General features: G+C 41.2%; 10 protein-coding genes and 2 tRNA genes. 9 read left to right on the forward strand and 3 right to left on the reverse strand.

Features of this window, described 5'->3' with window-relative positions; genetic code table 11:
• Positions 1 to 225 precede the first annotated feature (225 nt).
• The gene (locus AB0756_RS36375) at positions 226 to 2,373 is read right to left on the reverse strand and encodes an RtcB family protein (protein WP_050045297.1); all 2,148 of its coding nucleotides are present in this window, start codon (positions 2,371 to 2,373) and stop codon (positions 226 to 228) included.
• Positions 2,374 to 2,682: 309 nt separating this feature from the next.
• On the opposite strand from AB0756_RS36375, the gene AB0756_RS36380 reads away from it, so the two are divergent.
• Positions 2,683 to 3,588, forward strand: coding sequence for a class I SAM-dependent methyltransferase (locus AB0756_RS36380; protein ID WP_038088770.1), 906 nt, complete (start codon positions 2,683 to 2,685; stop codon positions 3,586 to 3,588).
• 8 nt (positions 3,589 to 3,596) lie between these two features.
• Complete coding sequence (locus AB0756_RS36385) at positions 3,597 to 4,304, forward strand: HAD family hydrolase (RefSeq protein ID WP_038088767.1); 708 nt, start codon at positions 3,597 to 3,599, stop codon at positions 4,302 to 4,304.
• A 13-nt stretch (positions 4,305 to 4,317) separates the two neighbouring features.
• Here AB0756_RS36385 and AB0756_RS36390 read toward each other — a convergent pair whose 3' ends face one another.
• The gene (locus AB0756_RS36390) at positions 4,318 to 5,310 is read right to left on the reverse strand and encodes an SDR family oxidoreductase (RefSeq protein WP_038088765.1); all 993 of its coding nucleotides are present in this window, start codon (positions 5,308 to 5,310) and stop codon (positions 4,318 to 4,320) included.
• A gap of 237 nt (positions 5,311 to 5,547) precedes the next feature.
• On the opposite strand from AB0756_RS36390, the gene AB0756_RS36395 reads away from it, so the two are divergent.
• Positions 5,548 to 6,123, forward strand: coding sequence for a PadR family transcriptional regulator (locus tag AB0756_RS36395; RefSeq protein WP_038088759.1), 576 nt, complete (start codon positions 5,548 to 5,550; stop codon positions 6,121 to 6,123).
• Positions 6,124 to 6,551: 428 nt separating this feature from the next.
• The gene (locus AB0756_RS36400; protein WP_038088757.1) at positions 6,552 to 7,184 is read left to right on the forward strand and encodes a Uma2 family endonuclease; all 633 of its coding nucleotides are present in this window, start codon (positions 6,552 to 6,554) and stop codon (positions 7,182 to 7,184) included.
• A 111-nt stretch (positions 7,185 to 7,295) separates the two neighbouring features.
• Here AB0756_RS36400 and AB0756_RS36405 read toward each other — a convergent pair whose 3' ends face one another.
• Entirely contained in the window at positions 7,296 to 9,638 is a 2,343-nt protein-coding gene (locus AB0756_RS36405; RefSeq protein ID WP_162002288.1) for a GNAT family N-acetyltransferase, read from the reverse strand.
• A 428-nt stretch (positions 9,639 to 10,066) separates the two neighbouring features.
• Between AB0756_RS36405 and AB0756_RS36410 the strand changes: the two genes are divergently transcribed.
• The 5 genes from AB0756_RS36410 to AB0756_RS36430 all read left to right on the forward strand — a co-directional run bounded on the left by AB0756_RS36410 (position 10,067) and on the right by AB0756_RS36430 (position 13,106).
• Positions 10,067 to 10,138, forward strand: a tRNA-Gly gene (locus tag AB0756_RS36410).
• 8 nt (positions 10,139 to 10,146) lie between these two features.
• Positions 10,147 to 10,222 (forward strand) — tRNA-Ile (locus tag AB0756_RS36415).
• Positions 10,223 to 10,329: 107 nt separating this feature from the next.
• Entirely contained in the window at positions 10,330 to 10,617 is a 288-nt protein-coding gene (locus AB0756_RS36420) for a hypothetical protein (protein WP_050045299.1), read from the forward strand.
• Positions 10,618 to 11,133: 516 nt separating this feature from the next.
• Positions 11,134 to 11,277, forward strand: a complete 144-nt coding sequence (locus AB0756_RS36425) for a hypothetical protein (protein ID WP_153021557.1) — start codon at positions 11,134 to 11,136, stop codon at positions 11,275 to 11,277.
• Between the two features lie 302 nt (positions 11,278 to 11,579).
• Positions 11,580 to 13,106 (forward strand): slipin family protein, encoded by a 1,527-nt coding sequence (locus AB0756_RS36430; RefSeq protein WP_038088806.1) that lies wholly within the window; start codon positions 11,580 to 11,582, stop codon positions 13,104 to 13,106.
• Positions 13,107 to 13,316 lie beyond the last annotated feature (210 nt).

The raw sequence follows: 13,316 nt of genomic DNA on the forward strand, positions 1-13,316 counted from the left end.
CAGGTAACGCGATCGCAATTTTTTGCTGCCGTAAATCCGACAGCAATTACTTCACAGTCTTCGTAAAAAGATGCTCTAAACGAGGCAGAGCCTCTAGGAATGCATTCCCAGGCGCAGCCTGGGAACGAGAGAGAACGAGAGAGAATCAAGAGAATCTTGGATAAGAGGCAATACCTCCCATTGACTATCTATATTCCTAAAGATGCTAGCTAGAGATTTATCAAGCTAACCTTTTACACAAACAACTTGTTTGAGAGTTGCCACAACTTCCACCAAATCGTCTTGATTCTTCATCACCTCATCTATAGGCTTGTAAGCACCTGGAATTTCATCCAAAACACCTTCATCTTTACGACACTCTACACCTTTGGTTTGCTCAATGAGATCGTCAAGAGTGTAGACATTCTTGGCCTTATTTCGAGATAGCAAACGCCCTGCACCATGAGAGCAAGAACAAAAACTATTGGCACAACCTTTGCCTTTAACAATGTAGGATTTTGCTCCCATTGAACCGGGTATAATGCCATAGTCGTCTTTCTCTGCACGCACTGCACCTTTACGAGTGACGTATACATCCTCGCCAAAATGCACTTCTTTTTCAGCATAATTGTGATGGCAATTGACTTCTAATAAAGGTTTAATGGATTTACCACCTGCTAAATGTTTTTCAATAATGTGCTTGAAACGTGCCATCATTACCTCACGATTGACACGTGCATAGTCCTGCGCCCATTGCAAATCGTGCCAGTATGCTTGGAATTCTGGTGTATTAGCTACAAAATAGGCTAAATCTGGATCTGGCAATGTATTGTTTGCCATTTTTGCTAGGTTTTTGGCAGTGTTAATGTGGCACTGAGCCAGATTATTGCCAATGTGGCGCGAACCAGAATGTAACATCAACCAAACTTGGTTCTCTGTATCGAGGCAAACTTCTATAAAATGATTTCCACCCCCAAGAGAACCCATTTGTTTCATCGCTTTACTTTGTAAATCTTGCACTCCTGGATGCAAGTCTTTAAAGTCGCGCCAGCTTTGCCAGTTGGTAACAGTTTTTTCAACCTCTTTATTTTCGTTAAAACCAGTTGGAATAGCTGCTTCAAGATCCAAGCGAATTTTTTTTAGTTTTCCTTCTAGTTTGTCACCATTGAATGGTGTTTTTATCGCCATCATACCACAATTGTGAACAAAGACACCTGCTTTTAAAGCAAAATTATGATATTCAGGTACTGTAAGGCAATAAACATTTTGTGTGTAGTCTAAAGATAGAACTGCTAAAACTTTGCGATCGCATTGATGTTCTTTTTTTCTATGATTGTGTAAACCAATTGGAGTCTTGATTTGTGCATTACAAATGTCGCAGGTATAGTATCGATTGGCGATTTCCTGAGATTTCTTTCTTCCCTTGTCACTTTGGTTGTATTGCACTAAATAATGCTGACCGCGCTTGCCATTACCAGCAACTGCTTGCTGAAAGTGTTCTGACTTTTGCTGCATATAATTCAGGATATTTCGAGTTCCTCTAGCAGCGTAATACTCGTATCCTGCTTGTGTTGCTGCTTTTCCGGCAAGTGCTGCCAATCGTTTTTGTTCAAACTCTGGAGATTGCCAGTGCTGGTTACGTTCAACTAAGCTACGATGATAGGCGCAATGGTCGCGATCGCCCATAAACTTCAAATTCTCAGGTCGGTTATCTGATTCATTAAAATTTTGATGATGAATAACTGTTCTTTGTTCTTCAAATCTAGGGACTTTTCCTAGCAAACCCGATCTAGCAATAATCCAATGTGCTTTTTGCCATCTACCGGAGTACGGTTGAGAGACTAAGGTATAACCATCTTTGTCAGTTTTTGAGTAGAACGGCATCAAGGATGTTCCAGATTGAAGATGCTGTGCTTCCTCATAGTTTCCATCTCTAAGCATAAATTGGTGATCTGGGGTGCAGATAATTTCTTCACCATTGTCCAAAATCACTTTTACAAGAGGAGCATTACGTCTTGTTAACCTTGCTTTTGCCTTAGCTGCTACGACTTTTCCAGTAGAGGTACATGAGTAAACTATAAACTCTTCATTACGTTCAGCTAAATCTTTTATAGAATACAATTTACCATCGACCAGAGGAATAAGAGTCTCACCTACAAAGCAGCCAATATCCACCCCGACAGCAGCTGGGATAATTGCTTCTTTTGTGGCAAGGACTGAACCCACTAAGGCTCCTTTACCTAAATGAACGTCTGGCATCAATGCTACGTGTTTAAATACAAATGGCAGTGATGCTACATTTTTTGCCATCTTGGTTTCTTCTGTCCCTAATGGGTGGTTTGCCCAAGACAGGACAGGTGATGGCGTGGAAAGTTCTAGTTCTTCGTAGGGCATAAAATTTTGGATGCGTAGATTTTGGATTTTGGATTAATTGGATTGGACTTTTTTACACGAGACGATCGCACAAATTTCCCCTTGGCATAATGTGTCAGAAGAAGGCGAAGCCAAAAGACTTCTAACCTTAACTATTTATACTTGTATTACAATTGTAGTATTCTAAAATGAGTGATGCAAGCTCCGAATGCCTGGTTGCGATCGAGCGCTAAGAACTCCTAATTGCCTGAGCTATAACCCCTATCCTCAAGATAGAGGTAAATAATGTAACATTAGTTAAGATAGTTAAATAAAACTCAACAAACTTCTATGGCAGTTCGTCAAGACACTATTTGGGAACGCTTTTTATCCCCTGTGGTACGTCTCCTAATTGATGAACAGGGGTTGCAGCGATATGCGGAAAGTGTTGATTGGGAAAAAGAAAGCGATCGCTACCGACGTGCTGATGTGGCAATTCCCCCATACTACAGCAGTCAAAACTTTCACGGAGTTAAGCGCGGATATCTGAACCCAAGCGCTGCTGTTTCTTACGACCCCATCACCCAATACGTTTTAGTACCCGGTGAAACCGTTGTCCGTCAGGCATTAATTGATGCAATTCAGGTACAACCGCGAAGAATTTTAGATTTGGGTTGCGGGACGGGTTCTACAACATTAATGTTAAAGCAGGCATTCCCTCAAGCAGAAGTTTTAGGTTTGGATTTATCACCTTATATGCTTGTGAGGGCTTCACACAAAGCCCAAAACGCTGGTTTGGAAATTACCTGGCGACATGGCAATGCTGAGAAAACTAGTTTTCCAGATGCTTCCTTTGACTTGGTAACAGCTTCTTTGTTATTCCACGAAACACCAACAGCAGTCTCTCAGACAATTTTACAGGAAGCTTTCCGGTTACTAGTCTCTGGGGGACAAGTACTGATTTTGGATGGTAATCAAAAAACTATCCGCCAGTTGGACTGGCTGAACAATGTTTTTGAGGAACCGTACATTCAGGAATATGCAGCCGCAAGCATTGATGCTTGGATGGGTGCTGCTGGATTTGGCTCTGTACAAACTCAGGATGTCTGGTGGATCAATCAAGTGACAAGCGGAGTCAAGCCGATTCTGTCTGGCGATCGCACTGTCCAAAGAAATGCCACGCGTTACACTCCTACACAAGGGGACACCACAGTAGATAATGGAGAGTTGCAAGGATTTCCATCACCAGCTTTTTAAACACTTCCATGAGTCTAAAGGCGATTCTGTTTGACTTTAATGGTGTCATCATTAATGATGAATCCATTCACGAGCAACTCATAGAGCAACTTTTGATTGAAGAAAACCTGACGATCAAACCAGGTGAGTACCGCAAAATTTGTTTGGGGCGTAGCGATCGCTCTTGCGTAAAAGAATTGCTCGCCAAACGAGGGCGTGTAGTGAGTGACACCTATCTCACTCAGTTGCTTAATCGTAAAGCAGAAAGTTATGTTCGAGAGATAGAAAAAATTGAAAAGCTACCTCTCTATCCTGGTTTAGACGACTTACTCTTTCAAGGGCGATCGCGTAACTTAAAAATAGGAATCGTCAGTGGCGCTATTCGTAAAGAAATAGACCTAATACTGAATCGTACCAAGCTAGCCCAACATTTTCATGCGATCGTTGCAGGTGATGACGTTACCACCAGCAAACCAGATCCACAAGGTTATTTGCTTGCAGTAAAACGCCTCAACCAAGTGTATCTCGATTTAAACCTTATGCCAGAAGAATGTTTGGCAATAGAAGATACCTTTGCTGGCATACAAGCGGCAAAACAAGCGGGGATGCAAGTCGTTGGAGTAGCACATACTTATCCCTTCCACATGCTACAGCGTCAAGCTAACTGGACTGTAGATTACCTTAGCGATTTAGAACTTGAACGGGTTCAAGAAGTTTACGCGCAGAAAGCGAGTTAATACCAACAATGTCCTAATAATGTTTTCGATACCACTCAATAACATCTTGCAATGTTTCTTCCATTGGTCGAAAACTTGCTCCTAATTCTTCTATTGCCTTTGCAGATGAAACTTGGCTTTTCAAATACATAATGCGAATCCCATCAAGAGGAAGTACTGATTTGCTATGAGTCAATCGAGCATACATATCAGAAAACCTGGCAAGAATCAAGGTTAAACTGTAGGGTAGCTGGCGTTTGGGAGAGGGAACATGGCTCACTTTTTCTAGAGTGTGAAACAGAGCTTTGAAATCATAATATTGTCCGCCTACTATGTAACGCTCGCCACCCTTACCGCTCTCTACCGCATGAATCATTGCTTGTGCTACATCCCGTGCGTCTACCATACAGGTTCCACCGTCTATAATACCGGGGATTTTTCGATTGAGATAATCTAGCACGAGTTGACCGCCTGCTGTTGGAGCCGCATCTCCCGGTCCAAACATCCATCCTGGTAAGATGAAAACAACTGGTAAAGAATGCTGTTTGAGAAATTCATAAATTGCATTCTCTGCTAACACCTTGCTCTTAAAGTAAAGATTTTTAAATGCTTCCGGAGCGGGTGGGGTAGACTCGTCACCCGGTTCACCACTCTCTTTCATTCCTAAAGGACCTGCTGAACTCACATAAATGACTTTTTTAATACCTTGCTTTTCTGCCTCAGTTAGCAATTTAATTGTGCCATTGACATTAAGATCTTTTAGCGTTTGCCAGTGATTGCCAGGTTGATAATATTCTCGAAAATAAGCAGCTGTATGGAACAAAACATCACATCCAGATAATTCATTGGCAAAGCTATCAATATCCAGCAGATCGCCCTTCACTAGAGTAACATTTAATCCAGAAAGTACTTGAGATGCTTTTGCTGAAGAACGAACTAAGGCTTTTACAGAATAGCCTTGTTGTAATAGTAAGCGCACTAAATTGTTACCAAGTAACCCAGTACTACCAGTGACAAATGCTTTCATAATTCTTGGTTAATGAGTTTTATATTTACGTCAATTTTCCAGCCCAAACTTTGCGATCGCTCGTTCGGGATTCCCCTTACAGTCTTGCAAAATCACATCAACAGAAGATTAATATTGATGAATGCCCTGAGAACACAGCTCGGGACATTGATCAATATCCTTAACTTGAATTTTTCAAGAGTAAACTTGGAACTTTGTCTGCAACTTATATCTTAAAGATATATATCAAATAACTATATGTCAAGAGAGAACAAAAGTAAGTACGCTATTTTGGGACTGCTCAGTTTTGGTCCTAAGTCCGGTTACGATATCAAAAAGAAGATAGAAACGATTACTGGAAGCTTTTGGACGGAAAGTTACGGGCAAATTTATCCCATCTTGAAACGACTAGTCACTGAAGGACTGGCAATTCAGTCAGTTGAGGAGCAAGTCGGTAAGCCCAACCGACATATCTACACGCTGACAGACAAAGGGCTTGAGGAGTTGCAACACTGGTTGGTAGAACCTGTTGAACCGCAGGTAGAGCGCATCGAGATTTTATTAAAGCTGTTCTGTGGAAAGCAGGTGAGCGTTGCTGACAATATTCGTCACGTGCAACAATTCAGAGAAATGCAACAACAACTCCTACAGAAGTACCGGGCGATTGAAGAAGATATGAAGGTGAAGGAGGCTGAAAATCTCAATTTTCCCTACTGGATGATAACTGTTAGCTACAAATTCCATGCTACAAAGGCTTTGATTGCTTGGTGTGATGAGACGTTGGCTAGATTAAACCAGATGACACAGGAAGCATTGGAAAACAGTAGTGAGTAACGATTGGGCTTATAAGCTATGGGCAAAATACCAATACATAGCTTATAAGCCCAAATTTGAAGGATATGGAACGCAGAAAGTATTGATTATCTTAGCGATTAAGAGGTTTGAATTGGTACAGGAAGTTTAAGAACTTCTAAATAAAAAACTTCCCAAAATTTCTTGTGGTGTTAGCTTCTAGCCCTCTACTTATACAAGAATAGTGAAGATTATGCTTAAGATAGTATATGGAAGCTTGCTCTATACGTTCGCATAGGGCAAGCATAAACCAAATGACCTATACCATTTCTGTATGAAGATGCATCTAATTAGTTCGCAGAGGCGGGTATGAATTGAGACTTTACAAGCATCTTCTTAAAAAAGTAGCTTTCTTGAGATGTAATGCGATCGCTTAAGACAAATCAATATTTCAATCGTTAAGGTGAAATATGACTGCAAAAATTCTTATTCAGCCCGAAGAGATTATTCATTTATCAGGTATTAGTTGGCAAACCTATGAAAGTTTACTTGATGAATTGAGCAAAAATCGTCGTCTTCGGCTAACTTACAACCGTGGCAATTTAGAAATCATAGCTCCTTCTCCAGAATACGAACGTTACAAGACTTTAATGGGACGCTTTGTTGAAACCATAGCTGAAGAATTAGAAATCAGAATTGAACCATTTGGTTCTACTACTTATAAGTATCCACAGTTGAGTGGAGCAGAACCAGATGAAAGTTTTTATTTGAAAAATATTGATATTATTCGTGGCAAAAAGAGGATAGACTTACAACAAGATCCCCCACCAGATTTAGTAGTTGAAATTGATATCACTAGCAGTTCTGAAAATCGCTTACAAATCTATTCAGATATAGGAATAGCAGAAGTTTGGTGTTACAATGGTGAAGATTTGAGTATTTATATACTTCAAAATCAAGAATATATTAAAACAGAAAAAAGTTTAGCCTTCCCAAATTTACCAATTTTAGAACTTGTTAAGTTTTTAGAACAAGTTGGAGAAAAAGATTATTTAGAGTTGGTGAAAGAATTTCGTCACTGGTTGCAGAATTGCAATAAATAATCATTACTACGCCCAGAAAACGGGTTAAAAACTATGATTGTTTGGTATGATGAGACATTGGCTAAATTAAACCAGATGACATTAATGAGTAACGATTGGGCTTCTAAAAATTCAGCGAGAAGAACTTGATTGCAAGAGGTTGGATAACTTTGCGATCGTTATTGTTTTGCGATCGAACCCAACACCAACCAGAGTTGTACCATCAGAACTCAACACAGTGTTATGATTGAGCCCATAAATATCTGAAACATATTTGTTCTTCATCCATTGCCACCAACGAGCTTGACAGCAATCATTAAAAACGATCGTTTTCCCATCAGGGCTGATACTTATCGACTCTAGCGAACTAGAATAAATTTGCAATGTTTTTAGCAGTGTGAAACTTTGAGCATCCCAAATTTTGACCGTGGAAACATCTCTAAAACTTTTGTTTTCAGTAAATTGGCGATCGATACCCCCAGAAACAAGCAATTTACCATCTGCGCTCATAGCAATAACTTCCACTTCACGAGAATGAGCAGCCAAATGTTGTACTAGTGCGTGATGCTCTAAATCCCAAATCTTGATAGCACCTAGCGTTCCAATATATAAAGTTTGACCATCAGGACTTTCTGCTACAGAAAGCACTTCAACGCCAGTATTGATTGTATGTTGGATCTGCCCGCGATTCAAATCCCAAACTTTAACAGATGCGTCTTTCCAACTGCTACTGACTAACGTTTGACCATTACGACTGATTTTTAAAGTTTGAATTTCTCCAAGATGAGTAGGAGAGAGTATTTCCTGTAAAATACCAAGTTTATAATTCCAAAGTTGAATTGTACCTATTGATGTGCCAACAATTAAGGTTTGATTGTCTGGACTCAAGGCAAGGGATTGAATCTTGCTAGAAGAAACGTTCAAAGTTTGTTGCAGGCTTTTGCTCTTGAGATCCCAAATTTGAATCTTACCATCTTCGTTACCACGAGCAACTGTCTGATTATCGGATGCGATCGCCAAAGCTCGAATACTTTCTTTTCCTTCCAAGCGTTGCACGATGCGATCGCTTTTAAGCTCTTCTGTTGGAATTTGTTGTTTGAGTTCGGAGGAAATTTGAGGAATTTTGAAAAGAGGAGCGATCGTATATACTCCAAGTAAAAGGGCTGCAACAGTCATCCAAATCCATCTTTTTCTCTTCAGTTGTTGAGCTTGTAAGTGAGTCTGACTGCGTAAGGGTATGCTTTCTCGATCGCAAATAGGTTCTACAGATTGAACAAGTTGTTCCAGTAAATCTGTCATTGCCAAATTTGTAAGTTTAAGAGGTACATAACCAGTCAATTGAAAAAACTGAAACTCAAATGGCAGTTCTCTGCGATCGGCGAGTGAGAAGCCTAGCCCAGTGTAGAACTGTCTATCCGCACGCGGGCAATTAAAATAGAGAGGTCGTGATATTTGATGGTTGAGACGCGCTAATAACAACTTGCTAAGATTTTGTTGGTTATACTGGGGTTCAATGTGTAAGTTGTATAAAATTGAACAGTTCCCTCTATGAGAAAAGTGAATGTAACCAATGAGACTACCGTCCCGTTCAACAATCCACTCTTGACACTTAGCAAAGAACCATAACAGACTTATTGAGAACAAGAACACCCATAAGGTAATAGTTATTCCTGAGAATTGGATGCCAAGTACAGAAAAGTTCAAGTGAGCGAACTCTGTAAATCCAAAGATTGCTTCGAGACTCCAGACAATTCCACTTAGCGCAACAAAAGGACGGCTTGATACCAAAACAACTAAAGTCAAGACGTCGAGTCGAGATTTCCGAAATCGCTTCCTGCGCCAAAAGGTTTTGTAAATGTGCCATTGCTCCTCAATCTCTTGGAAGGGACGAATTGAGAGTTTAGGTAGCAGAGGTGGAGTCATTGATGACTGGTTTGTTATTAGTGTTGGTTCGTGCAACAATCTCATCCCAAGTAGTTTGGAGAACTGCAGTTCTTTAGGCATATCCTGTTTGGAAAGAGAAACAAACCCAATACGTGCATAGAATCCTTGAAGGTGAGGATAACAGATGAGATAAACAGGTTTTCTCACATTCTTCAAACACCGCCAGAGCAAGTGTGAGCCAACGCCCTGCAAGCGATGTTTGGGGTCGATGTAAATAGTAGAAAGCACGGTATAGTTTGTTTGCATCAAAAGCGATGCCCATCCAACAATTTGCTGTTTATGCTCAACAACCCATACGGCGTAATTGGAAGATTTCCGTGATAGTAACAATATAGTAATGAAATAAGTTCCAACTCCAGTTCCAATTGCCAGTCCAACTCCCAGTCCAATTCTCAGTCCCAATTCCGCAAAAACAGGTAGTTCGATTGAGCTTAGTAACGAAAAAATTTGTTGCCAATCGTCTAGAAAATTTCTTGGCAGCTTTCCCATCTCATATAAATATGCTTGATGATAGGTGTATAATCTCTCCATAGCTGTTTCCAGTAATGCTCGGATAGCGAGCGCTGCAAACAAGACAAATAGAACAAGAAATATACAAAAAAAGGTTTTAAAGTGTTGCCATAGTATTTCTCTCAACGTGCCTTGTCGGAATGAATATCCTGAGGGCGAATTATAGAATTCAAAAAGTTGTTTTCCAGATGAGGACATCAACAATATACCTGTGACGAACAGCACTTGACTCTAAGCTTTTCACGAGGTTCAAATTACAGAGAACCGCAATTACACCGAAAACTCAAAATAAGAAATTGGGATCTGGACGCACTGAAATTAATGTACTACAATGGGTAGTAATGTAGTAATACATCAGCAAAGCTATGGTTCGGGTTCTGTATACCCGACTGGTGCGCCAACCTTTGGATTGAGCGTATACCGCTCTTGTTATGCGTCACTACGTTACTGTTTGATTAGCTCAGTTAGTTAGAGCAACCGAAGCCATCGGTCGGACGTAGGTTAAAATCCTACATCAAACTCCCCTCTTTGAAAGTTAGCTCACTGGATAGAGCGATCGACTCATAATCGATTGGTTGCAGGTTCGATTCCTGCACTTTCCACCAACCCCGTCCGGGTCAAAAGACACTACCCTGTCACGGTAGCCAAGTTACTTATATGGTATGGGAGAAATCCCAAGACGGTTCGATTCCGTTATTGTACAAACTCTGCAATGTCGGTGTTCGCGGCCGGTCGTGAATTTGCGATCGCGCCGTTACAGTCAGGAAGCCAGCGCAATTGTTTTCTTCTTAATTTGAGTTTGTCATGGGCGTTTTCCACATCTGGTTTCTCCAAGAGAATTCGAGAATCGGCAAACGGAACGGCAAATCTGAGTGCTGTTTTTTCCGCTCGCGGGAATGACAGCAATATGGCAGTCACTGCAACTGGTAACAACCACAAGCTAGTGCTGCCTTCTCAATCAGAATTTTGGAGACACAATTTGCCCGCAACTGTACTGTAAACACCCACATTTGCAGAGTTTCAATTTGTTAAGTAATTCCCACGTGTTTTCTCAGATTTCCTTGGGTTACATTAAGTCGTAAGGTGGGAATATATTGTGCAAAGCAGTAGTGCGGGTTCTGCATACCCGGCTGGTGCGCCAACCATTGGATTGAGCGTATACCGCCCCTTGCTATATGTGACTACCGAAAGAAAGTGAACTTTACTCAGTAAAGCCATCGGTGGATCGTCGATGGGACACAGGTTGTACTCCTGTACTTTCAGCCACAACATCCTCGCCCTGATTTGGGCACCTTGTTAGGGACAAGGCAGTTTCGCAGTTACAGAAACAGGAAAAAGCCAAAACGGAAAAAATCTGTTTTGGTTTTGTAAACTCTGCGATGTTGGTGTTCTGTTACCGATTACCATTGGTAATACTTGGTACTTACAGTAAAGAAGCCAGTGCAATTGTTTTCTCCCTAACTTGAGTTTGTCACAAGCATTTGCCATATCTAGTCTCTCTAATAAGAATTCTAGAATGGCAAATGGAATGGCAAATCTGAGTGCTGTTTTTTCCGCTTGCGGGAATGGCAGCAATATGGCAGTCACTCAAACTGGTGGTAACCAGAGCCGACTCTACCTCCTTAATCCAGTTTTGAAGATGCAATTTGCCCGCAACTGAACTGTTAACACTCACATTTGCAGAGTTTAAAAATATTTTGTAGTATATATATTACAGGTAGTTATATTGGAGCTTTATAAGCTTCCGGTTATTTGGGACATTTGGTGTATTACAAAACCCATACAGCCAGTCATTCCTCCGAACTTGGTTTACAGCTGGAATTGCTCCTCGTACACAATTTCTCTCCACCTGTCTCTTAGGTTGAGATAGGCAATGTAGGTGAGGCTAAACGGGAGTTAACAATGTTTCTATCACACCTTCTGCGTTGGGTAAAAATGCCCAAGTTAGCCATAAAAATTTCTATGTGGAAAACGTTTTATATCAAACCTAACGAAATTGGAATCTTATATCACCGCAGTGATTTTAAGAAAATTTTGCAGCCTGGTACTTACAGGTATTTTGGGCGTCACTGGCAAGTCACAACTTATGACCTCAACCAACCGGAAGCGAAGATTGATAACCTCGAACTTTTGCTGCGCGATAGCAGTTCCGAGCTACAACAGCATCTTCTAGTTGTGCGAACAGCTTACAACCAAGCAGCTCTAGTACGGTTGGGTCAAAATTGGGTGAGCGTTCCACCCAACCAACTACGGGCTTTTTGGCGCGGTTTTATAGATGTAGAACCCCATATCTTTAACTTAGAAGAAAGCTTGGAATTACCTGCCGAATTCGTCCCGCAAGTACGTGGAATCCCCTTGAGTGGACTGAAAAAATTCCAAATTTCGGAGTCGGAAATTGGTTTGCTGTACGTGCAAAATAACTTTGTCCGACCACTAGAACCGGGCGAGTATGCTTTTTGGTCATACGACAAAGATGTTTCGCTCCGAACTCTCAGCCGTATTGTACCTAATCCTAGTTTTCCCCTTGAAGATGTATTGATTGAAAAGCATCCCGATTTTGTTGCAGCTTACTGTGACATAGTACAATTGCTGACTTCGGAAGTAGCCATTGTACGATATCAAGGGAAAGTGATTTCCATCCTACCACCGTGCAGTCGCAAGCTGTTTTGGCAAGGTGTTGAGGTAGAGGTTATTGACATTAGTACTGATGCTAAGTTACCACCTCGCTTGGTTGCTGAGTTAGTAACAGGTTTGCCAGAAACTCTAGCCTTAAGCCGCAATTCTTTGCATATTCGCGAAGTTCCAGCACAACATCTGGGACTACTCTACATCAATCAAGAGTATCAAACACAACTCCAAGCAGGAATGCATGCATGGTGGCTGTTTGGGCGTTCTTTGCAAACAGAAATCTTTGACCTTCGCTACTCAACACTGGAAGTCTCCGGTCAAGACATTCTTTCTAAAGATAAAGTCCCTTTGCGCTTAAACTTAACTGCTGGTTATCGCATTCTCGACCCACTGAGAGCCAAGAACGGTTTATCGGATATTAACACTTACTTGTACAAAGAACTACAGTTTGCTTTACGTGGTGCTGTTGGGGAAAGAACTCTAGATGCTCTATTGGAGGATAAAGGCGCAATTGATAGAAGTGTCTCTGAATATGTCCGCCAGAAAACCGCAGACTATGGAATTGAAGTCGATTCTGTTGGGGTGAAAGATATTATTCTCCCTGGCGAGATTAAGACAATTTTGAGTAAGGTTGTGGAAGCAGAAAAAGCAGCCCAAGCGAACGGAGTCCGCCGTCGTGAAGAAACTGCTGCCACTCGCAGTATGTTGAATACTGCTAAGGTGATGGAGGATAACCCCGTAGCGTTGCGTCTGAAGGAATTGGAAGTACTCGAACGAATTGCCGAGAAGATTGAGAAAATCCAAGTCAATGGTAGTTTGGATAGCATCTTGACAGATTTGATTCGGATTAATCGGCAGTAATCCGTATATTGAGTAGTCCAAAATGGCAAATTTCAGGGAGTAGGGTGGGCAGCATACCGTTCGTTGTTGGTAGGCACTGCTCACCCTACATCTTTAGGTAATTTTTTAGTGAGAAGGGAGTAATTTAAGGAAAATTAGGTGTCCAGAGCAGGCGCAATTACGATCAATTCACTTTTAGAATAGGTGTAACGGCAAACAATTAGGAACGCT

Origin of the sequence: Tolypothrix campylonemoides VB511288_2, from assembly GCF_045999855.1 — a bacterium.
Lineage (GTDB): Bacteria > Cyanobacteriota > Cyanobacteriia > Cyanobacteriales > Nostocaceae > Scytonema > Scytonema bouteillei_A.

Bases quoted from the DNA above. Each gene is read 5' to 3' on its own strand.
- AB0756_RS36420 (WP_050045299.1), top strand. From the start codon at position 10,330: ATGTCGGTGTTCGCGGCCGGTCGTGAATTTGCGATCGCGCCGTTACAG.
- AB0756_RS36380 (WP_038088770.1), top strand. From the start codon at position 2,683: ATGGCAGTTCGTCAAGACACTATTTGGGAACGCTTTTTATCCCCTGTG.
- AB0756_RS36375 (WP_050045297.1), bottom strand. From the start codon at position 2,373: ATGCCCTACGAAGAACTAGAACTTTCCACGCCATCACCTGTCCTGTCT.
- AB0756_RS36395 (WP_038088759.1), top strand. From the start codon at position 5,548: ATGTCAAGAGAGAACAAAAGTAAGTACGCTATTTTGGGACTGCTCAGT.
- AB0756_RS36400 (WP_038088757.1), top strand. From the start codon at position 6,552: ATGACTGCAAAAATTCTTATTCAGCCCGAAGAGATTATTCATTTATCA.
- AB0756_RS36430 (WP_038088806.1), top strand. From the start codon at position 11,580: ATGTGGAAAACGTTTTATATCAAACCTAACGAAATTGGAATCTTATAT.
- AB0756_RS36405 (WP_162002288.1), bottom strand. From the start codon at position 9,638: ATGGAGAGATTATACACCTATCATCAAGCATATTTATATGAGATGGGA.
- AB0756_RS36425 (WP_153021557.1), top strand. From the start codon at position 11,134: ATGGCAAATGGAATGGCAAATCTGAGTGCTGTTTTTTCCGCTTGCGGG.
- AB0756_RS36385 (WP_038088767.1), top strand. From the start codon at position 3,597: ATGAGTCTAAAGGCGATTCTGTTTGACTTTAATGGTGTCATCATTAAT.
- AB0756_RS36390 (WP_038088765.1), bottom strand. From the start codon at position 5,310: ATGAAAGCATTTGTCACTGGTAGTACTGGGTTACTTGGTAACAATTTA.